Annotated in this window: 14 protein-coding genes; 9 read left to right on the forward strand and 5 right to left on the reverse strand. The window is 62.0% G+C overall.

Annotated features, from left to right (window positions below; translation table 11 throughout):
• Positions 1 to 223: 223 nt before the first annotated feature.
• The gene (locus HP459_RS06035; RefSeq protein WP_023299551.1) at positions 224 to 2,464 is read right to left on the reverse strand and encodes a TonB-dependent siderophore receptor; all 2,241 of its coding nucleotides are present in this window, start codon (positions 2,462 to 2,464) and stop codon (positions 224 to 226) included.
• Between the two features lie 146 nt (positions 2,465 to 2,610).
• Between HP459_RS06035 and fes the strand changes: the two genes are divergently transcribed.
• The 3 genes from fes to entF are packed head-to-tail and all read left to right on the forward strand — an operon-like array spanning position 2,611 to position 7,887.
• Complete coding sequence (gene fes / locus HP459_RS06040; protein WP_038415624.1) at positions 2,611 to 3,810, forward strand: enterochelin esterase; 1,200 nt, start codon at positions 2,611 to 2,613, stop codon at positions 3,808 to 3,810.
• A 10-nt stretch (positions 3,811 to 3,820) separates the two neighbouring features.
• Positions 3,821 to 4,033, forward strand: coding sequence for an MbtH family NRPS accessory protein (locus HP459_RS06045; protein WP_032624700.1), 213 nt, complete (start codon positions 3,821 to 3,823; stop codon positions 4,031 to 4,033).
• Entirely contained in the window at positions 4,030 to 7,887 is a 3,858-nt protein-coding gene (entF, locus tag HP459_RS06050) for an enterobactin non-ribosomal peptide synthetase EntF (RefSeq protein ID WP_171936019.1), read from the forward strand. Before HP459_RS06045 ends, entF begins: the two co-directional genes overlap by 4 nt.
• A gap of 88 nt (positions 7,888 to 7,975) precedes the next feature.
• On the opposite strand, the gene fepC is transcribed toward entF, so the two are convergent.
• The 3 genes from fepC to fepD are packed head-to-tail and all read right to left on the reverse strand — an operon-like array spanning position 7,976 to position 10,766.
• Positions 7,976 to 8,776, reverse strand: coding sequence for an iron-enterobactin ABC transporter ATP-binding protein (gene fepC, locus HP459_RS06055; protein ID WP_023299555.1), 801 nt, complete (start codon positions 8,774 to 8,776; stop codon positions 7,976 to 7,978).
• Positions 8,773 to 9,762 carry an iron-enterobactin ABC transporter permease gene (gene fepG / locus HP459_RS06060; RefSeq protein WP_074129344.1) on the reverse strand — a complete coding sequence of 330 codons (990 nt, stop codon included), beginning with the start codon at positions 9,760 to 9,762 and terminating at the stop codon, positions 8,773 to 8,775. Before fepG ends, fepC begins: the two co-directional genes overlap by 4 nt.
• Entirely contained in the window at positions 9,762 to 10,766 is a 1,005-nt protein-coding gene (gene fepD, locus HP459_RS06065; protein WP_032624697.1) for a Fe(3+)-siderophore ABC transporter permease, read from the reverse strand. The genes fepG and fepD overlap by 1 nt, the downstream gene beginning before the upstream one ends.
• 108 nt (positions 10,767 to 10,874) lie before the next feature.
• On the opposite strand from fepD, the gene entS reads away from it, so the two are divergent.
• The gene (gene entS, locus HP459_RS06070) at positions 10,875 to 12,101 is read left to right on the forward strand and encodes an enterobactin transporter EntS (protein WP_032624696.1); all 1,227 of its coding nucleotides are present in this window, start codon (positions 10,875 to 10,877) and stop codon (positions 12,099 to 12,101) included.
• A 77-nt stretch (positions 12,102 to 12,178) separates the two neighbouring features.
• On the opposite strand, the gene fepB is transcribed toward entS, so the two are convergent.
• Positions 12,179 to 13,138: a Fe2+-enterobactin ABC transporter substrate-binding protein gene (fepB, locus tag HP459_RS06075; protein WP_063138053.1), complete on the reverse strand. Its 960-nt coding sequence runs from the start codon at positions 13,136 to 13,138 to the stop codon at positions 12,179 to 12,181.
• Between the two features lie 188 nt (positions 13,139 to 13,326).
• On the opposite strand from fepB, the gene entC reads away from it, so the two are divergent.
• Genes entC through entH form a run of 5 tightly spaced genes read left to right on the forward strand, consistent with a single transcriptional unit; the run spans position 13,327 to position 18,152 of the window.
• Positions 13,327 to 14,502, forward strand: a complete 1,176-nt coding sequence (gene entC / locus HP459_RS06080; RefSeq protein ID WP_023299559.1) for an isochorismate synthase EntC — start codon at positions 13,327 to 13,329, stop codon at positions 14,500 to 14,502.
• A 9-nt stretch (positions 14,503 to 14,511) separates the two neighbouring features.
• Positions 14,512 to 16,122: a (2,3-dihydroxybenzoyl)adenylate synthase EntE gene (gene entE, locus HP459_RS06085; RefSeq protein WP_032624693.1), complete on the forward strand. Its 1,611-nt coding sequence runs from the start codon at positions 14,512 to 14,514 to the stop codon at positions 16,120 to 16,122.
• Between the two features lie 10 nt (positions 16,123 to 16,132).
• On the forward strand, positions 16,133 to 16,987 hold the full coding sequence (locus HP459_RS06090) for an isochorismatase (protein ID WP_022647383.1): 855 nt from the start codon (positions 16,133 to 16,135) through the stop codon (positions 16,985 to 16,987).
• Positions 16,987 to 17,739 carry a 2,3-dihydro-2,3-dihydroxybenzoate dehydrogenase EntA gene (gene entA / locus HP459_RS06095; protein ID WP_023305663.1) on the forward strand — a complete coding sequence of 251 codons (753 nt, stop codon included), beginning with the start codon at positions 16,987 to 16,989 and terminating at the stop codon, positions 17,737 to 17,739. The genes HP459_RS06090 and entA overlap by 1 nt, the downstream gene beginning before the upstream one ends.
• Complete coding sequence (gene entH / locus HP459_RS06100) at positions 17,739 to 18,152, forward strand: proofreading thioesterase EntH (RefSeq protein ID WP_022647384.1); 414 nt, start codon at positions 17,739 to 17,741, stop codon at positions 18,150 to 18,152. Before entA ends, entH begins: the two co-directional genes overlap by 1 nt.
• Positions 18,153 to 18,195 lie beyond the last annotated feature (43 nt).

Below are 18,195 nucleotides of genomic sequence, written 5' to 3' on the forward strand. Positions count from 1 at the left end.
CGGCTTATCGGGTACGGGCGGAGGCAACGTCCCTGTAAAGCCGCCCTCTCGGCGCATCCCTGCGCCTCGCCCCGGCCTGCAGGAAACGCCTCAGCGATTTACAGCCGGACCAGGGCATCGCTGACAGTCCTCAGTCATTTAGAAAGCAACTTTATTGCTTCTGCATAAAAAAATTACTGGGGATCCCTCAGCCCACAGGGAGAGGGGGAAGTCACTGCCTGTATCAGAACCTCGTATTCACGCTCATGTACCAGGTGCGACCCGGCTCATTATACGTATACGCACCCGCACCGTACATATACGCACCCGTCGTGGTATTACCCGTGGTCTGGGCGTTACCGGCGCGCCACTGGCGCTTGTCGAAGACGTTGTCCACGCCGCCGGTCAGGCTGACGTTTTTGGTCACGTCCCAGGTCGCGCTCAGGCCAACGATGCTGTACGGGCTGACTTCGTCTTTCTCAGACCCGGTCACCGGCTGACCTTTGTAGTTGTACTTCTTCGGCTGCTGCTTGCCGTACCAGGTGAAGGTCGACTGCAATGACACATCCTGACGTACCTGCCAGCTCAGGGTAGAGTTCAGCGTATACTCCGGGATGATCGACAGACGATCGCCGGTCTCCTTGTTCTTGCTTTGCAGCATATAAGTGATGTTGTTGGTCCAGTTGATGGTGTCGCTGACCGGCACGTTCAGGGAGCCTTCCAGACCTTCCACTACCGCCTTCGGTACGTTTTCCCACTGGTAGATATCGGTGGTGACTTTGCCGGTGGACGTCTGGCCAATCGGCGCGTAGCCCGCTTCAATCTTGTTGCGATAGTCGTTGCGGAACCAGGTCACGCCCGCCAGCCAGCCGTCGCGTTTCCACTCCAGGCCAATCTCTTTGTTGATGCTGGTTTCCGCTTTCAGATCGTCGTTACCCATCATGTAGCAGCCCACGCCGTCGGAGCTGGCGTAGCAGCCCTGGCCTTTACTGTACAGCAGGTAGTTCGGGTTGGTCTGATACAGGCTTGGCGCTTTATAGGCGCGCGCGATGCCCATCTTCAGGGTGAAGTCATCCCCAAGACCTTGCGACAGGTTCAGGGACGGGCTCCAGTTATTGCCGACAATAGTGTGGTGATCGAAGCGCAGGGCAGGGGTCAGCATGGTGCTGTCGGTCAGCTCCATGTTGTTTTCGGCGAACAGGGAGAAGATCTCCGCTGACGTGTAGGGGCTACGGTCTTCGCTCATGCCCGGGATGGTGCCGCCCTGCTGGGTTTGCGTGAAGGAAGTCGAGTCCTTCATGCGCTGCTGGTTCCACTCGGTGCCGAGCGTCAGGTTCTGGTTCACAATGAAATCAATCGGCAGGTTGATTTCGCTGTGCAGCATCACGTCGGACAGATCGGTGTCGGTGAATTTATTGCTGTTGAACAGACCTTCAGTACCGCCCGCCAGTCCTTCACCCAGACGGGAGTTGCGGGTGTGCTCGTACTGCGCCCAGTTGCTGGTGGTAATGCCGTTATCCCAGCCGCCGTTCCAGGTCACGGCGAAGTTCTGACGATAAATGCGGTTTGTCTCTTTACCGTAGTTCTTCTTCACCAGCGCGTTGTCGTTGTTGGTGTTCTGCGTGTCGCCCGCATACAGGTTGTTCTGGCGGCTGTAGCCCGCTTCAAACTCCAGCGACTGCATCGGTGCGAAGTCCCAGCGCACCACGCCGTTGATGTCTTTGTTTTCCACACCTTCACGGCCTGCGGGCAGGGTGTTGGCGTAGGCACCGGTACGTTCAGACTGGTGACCCTGGTTGATGTCCCACGCATCGGCCTGGGTTTTGTCCAGGTTACCGAACATGCGGAAGCTGAAGTCGCCGCCCAGCGGGCCGCTCAGGCTGAAGTTGGTGCGTTTAGTCGAACCTTCGTCCTTATGTTCTGGCGCGTTCAGGTAGGTGTTCCAGGAGCCGTGCCACTGGTCGTCGAATTTTTTGGTGATGATGTTCACCACGCCGCCCGCCGCGCCGTTACCGTAGCGTGCAGCGGCCGGGCCACGGATCACTTCGATGCGCTCGATCATCTCTGGCGGTACCCAGCCGGTATCGCCGCGGGTGTCACGCTCGCCGCGCCAGCCCAGACGGATGGAGTTGCGGCTGGTGACCGGCTTGCCGTCGATCAGGATCAGGGTGTTTTCCGGGCCCATGCCGCGAATGTCAATCTGACGGTTGTTCCCGCGCTGGCCGCTGGTGGAGTTGCCGGTCAGGTTAACGCCCGGCATGGTGCGGATGATTTCCGCCACGTCGCGCGCGGGCGGGTTTTTGCGGATCTCGTCGGCGGTGATGGTCGACACGCCCGGCGCCTGCAAATTCTGCTCGGCGGCGGTGATCACCATGGTGTCTTCGTGCTGCGCGGAGGCGGTGTTGTCGTCTGCCATGGCGGGCAGCGCGACACCATAAATCCCTAAATTGACCAGCAAGGCCAGAGAGTGAATCTTCTTATTCATTGTACGTCCCGCTTTTATGGTTATTTAATGAGCGCGCTTCCCACAGCGCGGGCATTACGCTATTGCAAATGCAAATAGTTATCAATAATATTATCAATAAAATTTGCTCTGAAACAAAAAAGACTGTTAAACATGGGGTTATAAGGGTGACGGCGTTAACAACCGGAAGTGAAGCGTGGTGGCAGGCGAAAAACGGGCCGGAACGGGAACGTCATCAGGAAAACTATCGCGTGACATTCTGGTGGCGGGACCCGGCGGGAACGCAGAAAACGTCGACGATTAAACGCGTCTGGCTCTACGTCACCGGCGTGACCGATCACCATCAAAATGCCCGTCCGCAGTCCCTTGAACGTATCCCGGATACCGACGTCTGGCAGTGGCAGGGCGAGTTCAGCCCCGAATGGCGCGGCAGCTACTGTTTTATCCCCTCCGACAATGAAGATGATTTTGCCAGCGCAGTGTTTGAAGGCGAGCAGCCGGACCGCATGGCGCTGCGCGAAGGCTGGCGCAAACTGCTGCCGCACGCGGTTTCCGATCCGCTGAATGCGCAGAGCTGGCGCGGCGGACGCGGGCACGCCGTCTCGGCGCTGGAGATGCCGGAGGCGCCCGTACAGCCCGGCTGGAATCATCCCGATACGCCCTATAAAAAGCCAGTCTGTATTGAGTGGCACAGCGCGCGTCTGAAGAACCATCGCCGCGTGTGGATTTTTACCACCGGGGATGAAAGCCCCGAGCGCCCGCTGGCGGTACTGCTTGACGGGCAGTTCTGGGCCGAAAGCATGCCCGTCTGGCCTGCGCTGGCGTCGCTCACCCATGAAGGCAAACTGCCGCCTGCGGTTTATGTCTTAATCGACGTCATTGACACCGCACACCGCAGCCGCGAGCTGCCGTGTAACCCTGATTTCTGGCTGGCGGTGCAGGACGAACTTCTCCCGCAGGTGAAAAGCATGGCCCCGTTCAGCGACCGCGCCGACCATACCGTGGTGGCGGGTCAGAGCTTCGGCGGGCTCTCTTCCCTCTATGCGGGCCTCAACTGGCCGCAGCGTTTTGGCTGCATCCTCAGCCAGTCCGGATCCTACTGGTGGCCGCACCGCGGCGCGCAGCAGGACGGGCTGCTCATTGAACAACTCAAAGCGGGTGAAAAAACCGCTCGCGGGCTGCGCATCGTCCTTGAGGCCGGGCGCAACGAGCCGCTTATCTTACGCGCAAACCAGGCGATCCTCGCCGAACTACACACTCAGCAACCGGTTTTCTGGCGTCAGGTTGACGGCGGACACGATGCGCTTTGCTGGCGCGGTGGGCTGACACAGGGGCTGATGACCCTCTGGCAGCCGCTTATTCAATAACGGAGTCTGTATGGAATTCAGCAATCCTTTCGATAATCCGCAGGGACAGTTCGCCATTTTGCAAAATGACCAGGGGCAGTACAGCCTGTGGCCGCAGGAGTGCGAGTTGCCCGCGGGCTGGCGCGTGGTGTGCGAACCGCAATCTCAGGAGGCGTGCCAGCAGTGGCTGGCGGAACAGTGGCAGACGCTTGAGCCGTCTTATTTTGCGGGGGAGCGCGCATGAACCGTCTCCCTCTTGTCGCCGCCCAGCCGGGGATCTGGATGGCAGAGCAGCTTTCCTCCCTGCCAAACGCCTGGAGCGTGGCGCACTACACCGAACTGAAAGGCGCTATCGACGCGCCGTTGCTGGCAAAAGCCATCGCTGAAGGCATGATGCAGGCCGACACCCTGCGGATGCGTTTCGCTGAGGATAACGGCGAGGTGTGGCAGTGGGTCGATGAGGCCATGATCCTGCCGGAGCCGTCCATTGTGCGCGTTAACTCCCACGACGCCGCCGTGGCGCTGATGGAGGCCGATCTCAACCAGAACCTGCGCGTCGACAGCGGTCAGCCGCTGGCGTTTCACCAGCTGATTCAGGTGGGAGAAAACCACTGGTACTGGTATCAGCGGTATCATCATCTGGTGGTAGATGGCTTCAGTTTCCCGGCCATTACCCGTCAGATCGCCGCCATTTACGCTGCGTGGCAGAAAGGTGAACCTGCGCCCGCCTCCCCGTTTACTCCGTTCGCCGAGGTGGTAGAGGAGTATCAGCGCTATCGCGACAGCGAGGCGTATCAGCGCGACGGTGCTTTCTGGACCGAACAGCGCAAACAGCTTCCTTCTCCGGTCTCGCTCTCTTCGGCGCCCCTGCCGGGACGTGCCGCCACCACCGACATCCTGCGCCTGAAAATGGCGATGGACGGCCGTGCGTTTAGCCAGCTTGCACAGGCGGCCGGGCAAACGCAGCGAACCGATCTGGCGCTTGCGCTGGTGGCGCTGTGGCTGGGCCGCCTGACCGGACGGCTGGACTACGCCGCCGGGTTTATCTTTATGCGCCGCATGGGCTCCGCCGCGCTGACCGCGACCGGACCGGTGCTCAACGTCCTGCCGCTGGCGGTGAATATTTGCCCGCACGAGAGCTTGCCAGCGCTGGCGCTGCGCCTGGCGAACCAGCTGAAAAAGATGCGCCGCCATCAGCGCTACGACGCCGAGCAGATCGTGCGCGACAGCGGGCAGGCAGCAGGGGACGAACCCTTGTTTGGTCCGGTGCTGAACGTCAAGGTGTTCGATTATCAGCTGGATATCGACGGCGTGGAGGCCATTACCCACACGCTGGCGACCGGCCCGGTGAACGATCTGGAGCTGGCGCTGTTCCCGGACGAGCAGGGCGGACTAAGCATTGAGATCCTCGCCAACAGGCAGCGTTACGACGAGGCGACGCTGAAGGGGCACGCGGCGCGGCTGAACGCAATGCTGACGCAGTTTGCCGCCAACCCGGACCTGCGCTGTGGCGACGTGGAAACCGTATCAGAGCAGGAATACGGCCGGCTGGCGCGAATAAACGATACCGGGCTGGCGCTGCCGTCCACCACGCTGGCGGATCTGGTCGCGGAGCAGGCGAGCAAAACGCCGGACGCCCCGGCGCTGGCGGATGCCCATACTGAGCTGAACTACCGCCAGATGCGCGAGCAGGTGGTCGCGCTGGCAAATCTGCTGCGCGCGCGCGGCGTGAAGCCGGGCGACAGCGTGGCGGTGGCGCTCCCGCGCTCGGTGTTCCTGACCCTGGCGCTGCACGGGATTGTTGAAGCTGGCGCCGCCTGGCTGCCGCTGGATACCGGTTACCCGGACGACCGTCTGCGGATGATGCTGGAGGACGCGAAGCCGTCGCTGCTCATTACCACCGACGAGCAGCTTCCGCGCTTTAACGATCTGCCGATCGCCACCTTTAGTTACAACACACTATTACCGGCCACCGATGCTGAACCTCTGCGCCTGGCGAAGCCGGAGCAGACCGCGTACATCATCTTTACCTCCGGTTCGACGGGACGACCAAAAGGCGTGATGGTCGGCCATACCGCCATCGTTAACCGCCTGAAGTGGATGCAGGATCATTATTCACTGGCGGCGCATGACGTGGTGGCGCAGAAAACGCCGTGCAGCTTTGACGTGTCGGTGTGGGAGTTCTGGTGGCCGTTTATCGCCGGGGCGAAGCTGGTGATGGCCGAGCCGGACGCGCACCGCGATCCGCAGGCGATGCAGAGCTTCTTCGCACAATATGGCGTAACCACCACCCACTTCGTGCCGTCGATGCTGGCGGCGTTCGTCGCCTCGCTGACGCCGGAAAACGTCGACTGTTGCAGGACGCTGAAGCAGGTGTTCTGTAGCGGCGAGGCGTTGCCGACTGCGCTGTGCCGCGAGTGGGAACAGCTCACCCATGCGCCGCTGCACAACCTCTATGGCCCGACCGAAGCGGCGGTGGACGTCAGCTGGTATCCGGCGTACGGCCCCGAGCTGGCGGCGGTGGAAGGGAACAGCGTGCCGATCGGCTTCCCGGTGTGGAATACGGGGCTGCGCATTCTGGACGCGATGATGCGCCCGGTGCCGTTCGGCGTGGCGGGGGATCTGTATCTCACCGGCATCCAGCTGGCGCAGGGGTATCTGGGACGCCCCGACCTTACCGCCAGCCGCTTTATCGCCGATCCGTTTGCCCCCGGCGAGCGGATGTACCGCACCGGGGACGTTGCCCGCTGGCTGGACAACGGCGCGGTAGAATATCTGGGCCGCAGCGATGACCAGTTAAAAATTCGCGGTCAGCGCATTGAGCTGGGCGAAATCGATCGGGCGATGCTCGCGCTGCCGGATGTGGCCCAGGCCGTGGCGCACGCCTGCGTGTTCAACCAGGCAGCGGCGACGGGTGGCGATGCCCGCCAGCTGGTGGGGTACGTTGTCTCCGAATCCGGCTTACCGCTGGATCGCGACGCGCTGCTAGCATCACTCAAAGCCCAGCTGCCGCCACATATGGTGCCGGTGGTGCTGCTGCAAATCAGCGCGCTGCCGTTAAGCGCCAACGGCAAGCTGGATCGCAAGGCGTTGCCGCTGCCGGAGCTGACCAGCAAAACCTCTGGTCGCGCCCCTGAGACACAAACCGAAGTCGCCGTGGCGCAGGCGTTTTCTGCCCTGCTGGGCTGCGCAGTGAACGATATCGAAGCCGATTTCTTTGCCCTCGGCGGCCACTCGCTGCTGGCGATGCGCCTCGCGGCTCAGCTCAGCCGTGCGTTCAGCCGTAAGGTTACGCCGGGCCAGATTATGGTCGCCTCGACGGTGAGTAAGCTTAGCGGCCTGCTGGACTCGCAGATGAGCGACGAGCAGGCGCAGCGTCTGGGGTATGAAACTGTTCTCCCGCTGCGTGAAAGCAACGGCCCGACGCTGTTCTGCTTCCATCCGGCATCCGGCTTTGCCTGGCAGTTTAGCGTCCTGGCGCGCTACCTCAGCCCGCGCTGGTCAATCGTCGGCATTCAGTCTCCCCGACCTGACGGACCGATGCAGCAGTGTGCGGATCTCGATGCGGTGATCGAACATCATCTGAACACGTTGCGTAAGCAGCAGCCGCAGGGGCCGTATTATCTGTTCGGCTATTCCCTCGGCGGCACGCTGGCGCAGGGCATTGCGGCGCGTCTGCGCGAGCAGGGTGAAGCGGTGGCGTTCCTCGGCCTGCTGGATACCTGGCCGCCGGAAACCCAGAACTGGGCGGAGAAAGAGGCTAATGGCCTCGATCCGGAGGTGCTGGCGGAAATTGAGCGCGAGCGTCAGGCGTTTATCGCCGCCCAGCAGGGGCAAGGTTCCAGCGAGCTGTTTAACGCTATTGAAGGCAACTACGCCGATGCGGTGCGGCTGCTCACCACCGCGCATAGTTCACGGTTCGACGGTAAAGCGACGCTGTTTGTCGCCGAACGCACGCGAACCATGGATCCGCAGGCCGCATGGGCGCCGTGGGTGAGTGCGCTGGAGGTGTACAGCCAGGACTGCGCCCACGTGGATATTATTTCACCGCAGGCGTTTGAAAAGATTGGGCCGGTACTGAAGGAAATTTTAGGATAGTGCAAATGCCCCTCACCCTAACCCTCTCCCACGGGGAGAGGGGATGGTTTGCTCCCTCTCCCTGTGGGAGAGGGCCGGGGTGAGGGCATCAGACCGCACGCTTGCCCAACGGCACCACCAGCGGCGTACCCGCCACCGGGTCGTCAATAATCATACAGCGCATGCCGTAGATCCGCGCGATCAGATCCGGCGTCACAATCTCCTTCGGCGCGCCCTGCGCCACAATCTCGCCGTCGCGCAGCGCAATCAGATGCGTCGCGTAGCGGCACGCCTGATTTAAGTCGTGCAGCACTGCCGCCAGGGTGTACCCCTGCGTGCGGTTCAGTTCGCTCAGCAGCTCCAGCAGATCAATCTGATGGCTGATATCGAGCCAGGTTGTCGGCTCGTCCAGCAGCATAATCGAGGTTTCCTGCGCCAGTACCATTGCAATCCAGGCGCGCTGGCGCTGTCCGCCGGAGAGAGTATCGACGCTTTGCTGGGCCAGATTGGTGATGCCCGTAGCCTGCATCGCGCGCTTCACCGCCTCGTCGTCCTCCTTGCGCCAGCGGGTAAACAGCGGCTGGTGCGGGTAGCGCCCGCGGGAGACCAGCTCCTGCACGGTGATATCCCCCGGCGTGGTGGCGTTTTGCGCCAGCAGGCCAATTCGGCGCGCCACCTCTTTGCTGGCGAAGCGCTGGATCTGCTCCCCGTCGAGGAACACGCTACCCTCAACCGGCGACATCAGGCGGCTCAGCGTGCGCAGCAGGGTCGATTTGCCGCAACCGTTCGGGCCGATAATGGCGGTGAAGTGGCCGTCCGGAATGGACACGGATAAATCCCGGGCAATGATTTTTTTGCCGTAGCCGAGGGTCAAGTTTTCGCCGCGCAAGCGGAATGTTGAATCTGTCATTTCTTGCGTGACTCCTGAACGAGCAAGACGATGAGGTAAATCCCGCCGAGGCTGACGGTCACCACGCCCACCGGCAGTTGATAAGGCATAAACAGCTGCTGAGCGCAGAGATCGGCGGCCAGCAGTAACAATGCGCCGCACAGCGCCGCCTGGGTTAATCCCCAGCGCGCGGTACCGCTAAGACGCCGCGCGATATGCGGGGCTACGAGGGCAATAAACGAGATCGGCCCGGCGATGGCGGTAGACGCTGCGGTCAGCAAGACCGCCACCAGCATCAGCATCAGGCGCGAGCGCTCTACGCTCACGCCCAGCGCGCAGGCGCTGTCGTCGCCCATCTCCAGCAGCCGCATGCGCCTGACCAGCAGCAACGCGCCAATAAACATCAGCAAAATCAGCGGCGCGGCGGGCCAGGTTTTTCCCCACGTCAGACCGTTGAGGGAGCCGGCGTACCACAGCCCGGCGGAGAGCGCGGTTTCCAGCGATGCCTGTAGCAGAAGCCAGGTGTTGAACGCCATCAGCATCGCACGGATGCCGATCCCGATGATGATCAGACGGAAGGTGTCGATGCCGTTGCGCCAGGCCAGGGCCCAGATAAGCAGGGAGGTGAGAATGCCGCCCGCCATCGCCGTAAAGGTAATGGCTGTAAGATGCTGCCCGAACAGCACCATCGCCACCAGCACGCCGCTCCACGCGCCGGTATTCAGGCCCATCACGTCCGGGCTCCCGAGGGGGTTACGCATCAGCGACTGGAATATCGCGCCGCTGACGCCAAGCGCCGCGCCCACCAGGATCGCCATCGCCACGCGCGGCAATCGCCATTCGGTGACCACCATGGTGATGTTACGCGGCGCGCTGCCGCTGAGAGCGTGAAAGACCTGCGCGAAATCAAGCGTTACGGCACCGCTTTGCAGGCTCCAGACCGCCAGCAGCAGACTGGCGACGACCAGCAGGGCGACGCTGGTAAGTAAACGACGGGACGGGGCCATCATGCGCCACCCCCGCGTCTGCGTCGAACCAGGAAGATCAGCACCGGCGCGCCGATAAAGGCGCTGACCACCGAGACGCGCAGTTCTCCCGGCACCAGCAGGCGGCCCAGTACGTCAGCAAAGAGCAGCAGGGCAGGGGTCGCAAGCAGCGTGACCGGCAGCGACCAGCGGTGATCCGCCCCCACCAGCCAGCGCGCCATGTGCGGCATCATCAGGCCGATAAAGGCAATCGGCCCGACCACGGCGGTCGCGCTGCCGCAGAGCACGGTAATGGCGAGTAGCCCCGTCAGCTGCGTGCGCGCCACGCGGTTGCCGAGGGCGGTCGCGGTATCGCTGCCGAGGCTCAGGCTGTTCAGCGCCCGGCTTAAACAGAGCGCCACGGCGGCAGCGACGATCGTCGGGATCACCACCACCTTTAAGGTTTCAAGGGTACGAATATCCAGCGAACCCGCCTGCCAGAAGCGCAGCTGGTCATACACGTCCGGGTTGAGCAGGGCGATGCCGTTGGACAAGCCTTCCAGTACCGCCGCGAGCGCTACGCCCGCCAGCGTTAAGCGTACCGGGCTGAGCTGGCCGCCGCCCTGGCTGCCGGTAAACGCCACCACCAGCGAGGCCGCCAGCGCGCCGCAAAAAGCCATCACCAGCTGTTCAGAGGGGGACGTAAATCCAAACAGCGCTGCGCCGAGCACGATGGCAAAGCTTGCGCCGGAGTTAACGCCGAGAATGCCGGGGTCCGCCAGCGGGTTGCGGGTGAGGGTTTGCATCAGGGCACCGGCAAGGCCGAGCGCACCGCCAGCCAGCAATCCGGCAAGGGTGCGGGGCAGGCGAGCGTCGAGCACGATGGTGCAGTCGGCGCTCTGACAGGTACCGGATAGCGCATCGACAATAACGGACGCGGGCAGCGGTTTTGCGCCGACCAGCAGGCTGAGTGCAATCGCAAGGATTAGCAGTAGCAATAAAACGGGCACGGCAAGGGCGCGCACCGCAGAAGAGGAAAACGACATAGCAACATCCATGATTTGATAATGATAGTGATTATCGTTATCTATCTTATTTGGCTATGTTAGCATGTGCGCCCATGGAATGGGTAGAAATAGACTCAAGGCTTTGTCATGAATCAAAAATCCTGGCTGCTTAACCTCAGCCTGCTCAAAACACACCCGGCGTATCGCGCCGTTTTTATCGCTCGCTTTATCTCCATTTTGTCCCTCGGTCTGCTTGGTGTGGCCGTACCGGTGCAAATCCAGACCATGACTCACTCCAGCTGGCTGGTAGGGTTATCCGTCACCTTAACCGGCGGGGCGATGTTTATCGGCCTGATGGTGGGCGGCGTGCTGGCGGACCGCTACGAGCGTAAAAAGCTGATCCTGCTGGCGCGCGGCACCTGCGGGGTGGGCTTTGTCGGGCTGTGTCTGAACGCCATGCTGCCGGAGCCGTCGCTGGTGGCCATTTACGTGCTGGGATTGTGGGACGGCTTTTTTGCTTCGTTAGGCGTGACGGCGCTGCTGGCGGCCACGCCCGCGCTGGTCGGGCGCGAGAACCTGATGCAGGCGGGGGCGATCACCATGCTCACCGTACGTCTCGGCTCGGTGATTTCGCCGATGGTGGGCGGTCTGTTGCTGGCGACCGGCAACGTGGCGTGGAACTACGGCCTTGCCGCGGCGGGAACGTTTATTACCACCCTGACGCTACTGCGTCTGCCGCTCCTGCCACCCCCGCCGCAGCCGCGCGAGCATCCGCTGAAGTCCCTGATGGCCGCGATTCGTTTCCTGTTCAGCAACCCATTGATTGGCGGCATTGCGCTGCTCGGCGGCCTGCTGACGATGGCGAGCGCCGTGCGCGTGCTGTATCCGGCGCTGGCGGGTGAGTGGCAGATGAGCGCCTCAGAGATTGGCGTGCTGTACGCCGCCATTCCGCTCGGTGCGGCCTTCGGGGCGCTGACCAGCGGCAACCTGGCGCAGAGCGCGAGACCGGGGTTGATCATGCTGGTGGCGACGCTGGCCTCGTTTATCGCCATTGGTTTCTTTAGCGTGATGCCGGTGTGGGCGCTGGGGGTGATGTGTCTGGTGATTTTCGGCTGGCTGAGCGCGGTCAGCTCTCTTTTACAGTACACCCTGATCCAGACCCAGACGCCGGAAGGGATGCTCGGGCGCATTAACGGCCTGTGGACGGCGCAGAACGTCACGGGCGATGCGATTGGCGCGGCGATCCTCGGCGGGCTGGGGGCGATAATGACCCCGGTGGCGTCGGCGAGCAGCAGCGGGTTTGTGTTAGCCGTTGTTGGCGTGATTTTACTGGCGGTTCTGGTGGAGTTGCGTCGGTTCAGGCAAACCCTGTAGGTCGGGTAAGGTGTAGCCGCCACCCGACAAAACGCCCGGTGGCGCTGCGCTTACCGGGCCTACGGGGAACGTGCCACTTATTTAAAAATTGAATTCAAACGCTGCAACACCAACATCGCGCTGTAATAATCCAGGCGGAACGTCTCGGTTCCTAATGCCCAGACGCGCTTGTTCTTCACCGACGGCAGATGCGCCAGCAGCGGGTTGGCGTAAATCGCGTCCACGTCTTTCTGATCGCCGGCAAACACGAACAGCCCTTCGCCGTTCAGCCCCGTAGCCAGGTTTTCACCCCCTAACTGGATAATGTCGTGGCGTTTGCCCTGACTTTTTGAGGTGTGCAACCCGGCAGGCACGTCGGCCAGCGTAAAGCCCAACTGGTGCAAAAGCTTGCCCTGCGCGGAGTCTGTCGTCCACAGGTTCGCCGTGTGCGCCGCGGCGGTGTAGACGATGGCGTTCACCGGCTGTGGCGGCAGCTTCATCTGCTGTTTCACCTTGGCGAGCTGTTTGTCGAAGGCAGCGATGCGCTCTGCGGCCTGTGTCTCCTGCCCGGTGATCGTCCCCAGTTGGGTCAGCAGTTCCTGCCAGCTTTTGTCGTCGTAGTTAATGATAAGCGTCGGCGCGATGGCGGAAAGCTGATCGTAGAGCGCCAGCGCGGAATCCCCGCCGGTGGCGCTGATCAAAATCAGGTCCGGCATCTGGGCCGCGACGGCTTCGGCGCTCGGCTCGCCGATGTACAGCCGGGCAACCTTACGCTGTTTGGCGATATCACCCCACTGACGTAAAAAGCCCTGCGCATCCGCCACGCGGTTGTTTGGCGTGGTCGCGCCGCTGGCAATGACCGGCGCATCAATGGCCAGCAGGGAGCCGGTTAAGGTCACGCTGGTGGAGACAATGCGCGTCGGTTTGCTCTCAAGCGTGTGAACGCCGCGGCTGTCGGTGACCTGACGCGGCCAGTCTGCGGCGGCGGCTGAGGTTAGTCCTAAAACAAAAAGTCCTGTTAAAAGAAGGGCATTGCGGCAAACGGCAGCGATTTTCACAGAGCGGCATCCTGATTTTATTGAAGATAATGCTTCTCATTTTCAGGGCTGTAGGGAAGGGATGCAAGCGTTTGTCGCACAAGTTATTTGCCCGACGGTTGACAGCGGGGCGATGTGGGATTAGGTTAGCCGACGAAAATATAAATGATAATCATTATTGCTTCTTTTATCATTTTAAGGAGGATGATATGGACACGTCCCTGGCTGAGGAAGTTCAGCACACCGCGACAACGCTGCAATCAGACAGCTTTTTCTTTATGTCGCCTTACCGCAGTTTTACCACGTCCGGCTGTTTTGCCCGTTTTTCTGAACCCGCCGTCGGCGGTGACGATCCGGCGGGTCCCTTTCAGCAGAAATTAGCTCAGGCTTTCCGGAATGCGAAAAACAGCGGCATTGCCCATCCGGTGATGGTAGGGGCGATCCCCTTCGATACCCGCAAACCGTCATCGCTGTTTATTCCGCAACGCTGGCAAACCTTCTCCCGCCCGGCGCGTCAGCAGTCCGCACGTTATGCCTCCGGCGCGCAGACGCTGAACGTGCAACAGCGCACCGAGATCCCGTCGCAGCCGGTTTTCGAGGAGATGGTTGCTCGCGCCGCGTCGCTCACCGCTACGCCGCAGGTGAATAAGGTGGTGCTGTCGCGCCTGATTGATATCGCTACCGACAAACAGATCGATAGCAGCGCGCTGATGGAGCGTCTTATCGCCCAGAACCCGGCGAGCTTTAACTTCCACGTACCGCTGGAAGACGGCGGCGTGCTGCTGGGCGCCAGCCCGGAACTGCTGCTGCGCAAAGAGGGCGCGCACTTTAGCTCGCTGCCGCTGGCAGGCTCTGCGCGCCGTCAGCCGGACGATGTGCTGGATCGCGAAGCGGGCACTAAGCTGCTGGCCTCCGAAAAAGACCGCCACGAGCACGATCTGGTCACGCAGGCGATGAAAACCATTCTGGAACCGCGTAGCCATCATCTGAGCATGCCGGCTTCCCCGCAGCTCATCACCACCCCGACGCTGTGGCATCTGGCCACGCCGGTAGAAGGTGAGGCACGTGAAAACGAGAACGCCCTGACGCTGGCCTGCCTGCTGCACCCGACGCCCGCGCTGAGCGGCTTCCCGCATCAGGCGGCAAAAGAGCTGATTGCCGAGCTGGAGCCGTTTGACCGCGAGCTGTTCGGCGGCATCGTCGGCTGGTGCGACAGCGAAGGTAACGGCGAGTGGGTGGTAACTATCCGCTGCGCGCGGCTGCATCAAAATACCGTTCGCCTGTTTGCCGGCGCGGGCATTGTGCCTGCCTCCTCCCCGGTCGGCGAGTGGCGCGAGACGGGCGTGAAGCTCTCCACCATGCTCAACGTGTTTGGTTTGCACTAAGGAATACTCATGACCATCCCTTTTACCCGCTGGCCTGAGGAGTTTGCCCGCCGCTACCGTGAAAAAGGCTACTGGCAGGATCTGCCGCTGACCCACATCCTGACGGACCATGCGGACAGCGATACGGTCGCGATAATTGACGGCGATCGCCGCATCACCTACCGCGCGTTTAATCAGGCGGTGACGAATCTGGCGTCCTCCCTTCAGGCGCAGGGGCTGCATCGCGGGGAGACCGCGCTGGTACAGCTTGGCAACGTGGCCGAGTTCTACATCACCTTCTTCGCGCTACTGCAAATCGGCGTCGCGCCGGTCAACGCGCTATTTAGCCATCAGCGCAGTGAACTCAACGCCTACGCGGAGCAGATCAAACCCGCCGTGCTGATTGCCGATCGCGACCACGCGCTGTTCTCGGGCGATGATTTTCTCAACACCGTTGTGGATGCGCATCGCTCGGTACGCGTTGTGCTGCTGCGCGGCGATAAGGGCGAACATGCGCTGGAGGCGGCGATTGCGCGCCCGGCGGACAATTTCATCCCGAACCCGACGCCCGCCGACGAAGTGGCGTTCTTCCAGCTCTCCGGCGGCAGCACCGGCACGCCGAAGCTGATCCCGCGCACGCATAACGATTACGACTACAGCATCCGTCGCAGCAACGAAATCTGCGGTATCACTGCGCACACCCGCTATCTGAACGCCCTTCCCGCGGCGCATAACTACGCCATGAGCTCGCCAGGATCGTTAGGCGTTTTCACGGCGGGTGGCTGCGTGGTGCTGGCGAACGATCCGAGCGCCACGCTCTGCTTCCCGCTGATTGAGCAGCATCAGATAAACGTCACCTCGCTGGTGCCGCCCGCGGTCAGCCTGTGGTTGCAGGCGATTGCCGACGGCGCGGGGAACGCCCAGCTGAAATCCCTCAGGCTGCTCCAGGTGGGCGGCGCGCGCCTCTCCGCCACGCTTGCGGCGCGCATTCCGGCGGAAATTGGCTGCCAGCTTCAGCAGGTATTTGGCATGGCGGAAGGGCTGGTGAACTATACCGCCCTCGACGATGCGCCGGAGCGCATCATCAATACCCAGGGCCGCCCGATGTGCCCGGACGATGAAGTGTGGGTGGCGGACGTGGACGGTAACCCGCTGCCGCGCGGGGAGGTCGGGCGTCTGATGACGCGCGGCCCTTACACCTTCCGCGGCTATTTCAACAGCCCGGACCACAACGCCAGCGCCTTCGATGCCAACGGCTTCTACTGCTCGGGCGATCTGATCGCCATCGATGAGCAGGGTTACATCACCGTGCAGGGGCGCGAGAAAGATCAGATCAACCGCGGTGGCGAGAAGATCGCCGCCGAAGAGATCGAAAACCTGCTGCTGCGCCACGACGCGGTGATCCACGCCGCGCTGGTGAGCATGGAGGACAGCCTGCTGGGCGAAAAAAGCTGCGCGTACCTGGTGGTGAAACAGCCGCTGCGCGCGGTGGAGGTGCGCCGCTTCCTGCGCGAGCAGGGCGTTGCCGAATTTAAGCTGCCGGACCGCGTGGAGAGCGTGGATGCGCTTCCGCTCACGCCGGTCGGCAAAGTTGATAAGAAACAGTTGCGCCTGTGGCTTGCTGAACGCGCCCGGGGCTGAGGAACAGAGAATGGCTATTCCAAAATTAACCGCATATGCGCTGCCAACCGCCGCCGAACTGCCGACCAGTAAAGTAAGCTGGGCGTTTGAACCGGAGCGCGCCGCGCTGCTGATCCACGATATGCAGGAGTACTTCCTGAATTTCTGGGGCGAAAATAGCGACATGATGCAGCAGGTGGTGGCGAACATCGCTAAACTGCGCGCGTACTGCAAAGAGCACAATATTCCGGTGTACTACACCGCGCAGCCGAAAGATCAGAGCGATGAAGACCGCGCCCTGCTGAACGATATGTGGGGGCCGGGTCTGACTCGCTCACCGGAGCAGCAGCGCATCGTCGCTGAGCTGACCCCGGACGAAGCGGACACCGTGCTGGTGAAGTGGCGCTACAGCGCGTTTCACCGCTCCCCGCTGGAGCAGATGCTGAAAGAGACCGGCCGCAACCAGCTTTTGATCACCGGCGTGTACGCCCACATCGGCTGCATGACCACCGCCACCGACGCCTTTATGCGCGACATCAAACCGTTCTTTATCGCCGACGCGCTGGCGGATTTCACCCGCGACGAGCACCTGATGTCGCTGAAATACGTGGCCGGACGTTCGGGCCGCGTGGTGATGACCGACGAGCTGCTGCCGTCTGTTCCGGCAACGAAGGCCGCGCTGCGTGAGCTGATCCTGCCGCTGCTGGACGAGTCCGACGAGCCGATGGATGACGAAAACCTGATCGACTACGGTCTGGATTCAGTACGGATGATGGCGCTCGCCGCCCGCTGGCGCAAAGTGCACGGCGACATTGATTTCGTGATGCTGGCAAAAAATCCGACCCTCGATGCCTGGTGGGCGCTGCTCTCCCGCGAGGTGAAGTGATGGCTTTTGATTTTACCGGTAAAACCGTCTGGGTGACGGGCGCGGGTAAGGGCATTGGCTATGCGACCGCGCTGGCATTTGTGGAGGCCGGGGCGCAGGTGACCGGGTTCGATCTGGCTTTCCCTCACGGCGAATATCCGTTTGCCACCGAAACGCTGGACGTGGCGGATGCGGCGCAGGCGAGTGACGTCTGCGGGCGTTTGCTCAGCAGCCTTGAGCGGCTCGACGTGCTGGTTAACGCAGCGGGCATTCTGCGTATGGGCGCGACGGATCAGCTTTCGCAGGAAGACTGGCAGCAGACCTTTGCGGTCAACGTCGGCGGCGCGTTCAACCTGTTCCAGCAGACGATGGGCCAGTTCCGTCGTCAGCAGGGTGGGGCGATTGTGACGGTGGCCTCTGACGCGGCGCACACGCCGCGCATCGGCATGAGCGCCTACGGCGCGTCGAAAGCGGCGCTGAAAAGCCTGGCGCTGACCGTCGGGCTGGAGCTGGCGGGCAGCGGCGTACGCTGTAACCTGGTGTCGCCGGGTTCTACGGATACCGACATGCAGCGCACGTTGTGGACCAGCGATGATGCGGAACAGCGGCGCATTCGCGGCTTCGGCGAGCAGTTCAAACTCGGCATTCCGCTCGGTAAAATTGCCCGTCCGCAGGAGATTGCCGCGACCGTGCTGTTCCTGGCATCCGATGCCGCCAGCCATATCACCTTGCAGGATATCGTGGTGGACGGCGGCTCCACGCTGGGGGCGTAATGATCTGGAAACGTCATTTATCCCTCGACGAACTGAATGCCACTAGCCAGAACACGATGGTGGAACACCTTGGCATCGTCTATACCCGCCTCGGGGACGATACGCTGGAAGCGGAGATGCCGGTGGATGCGCGCACCCACCAGCCGTTTGGCCTGCTGCACGGCGGTGCGTCGGCGGCGCTGGCGGAAACGCTGGGGTCGATGGCCGGTTTTCTGATGACCCGCGACGGGCAGAATGTGGTGGGCACGGAACTGAACGCTACGCACCACCGCGCGGTCTCTCACGGTAAGGTGCGCGGCGTATGTCAGCCGCTGCATCTGGGCCGCTCCAGTCAGAGCTGGGAGATTGTGGTGTTCGACGAGCAGGGGCGGCGGTGCTGTACGTGTCGGTTGAGTACGATGGTGCTGGGTTAGATTGTGCGGCGTGAGTGCCGGGTGGCGGCTTCGCCTTACCCGG

The sequence above is a fragment of the Enterobacter sp. CM29 genome, from assembly GCF_013179605.1.
Classification (GTDB): domain Bacteria; phylum Pseudomonadota; class Gammaproteobacteria; order Enterobacterales; family Enterobacteriaceae; genus Enterobacter; species Enterobacter intestinihominis.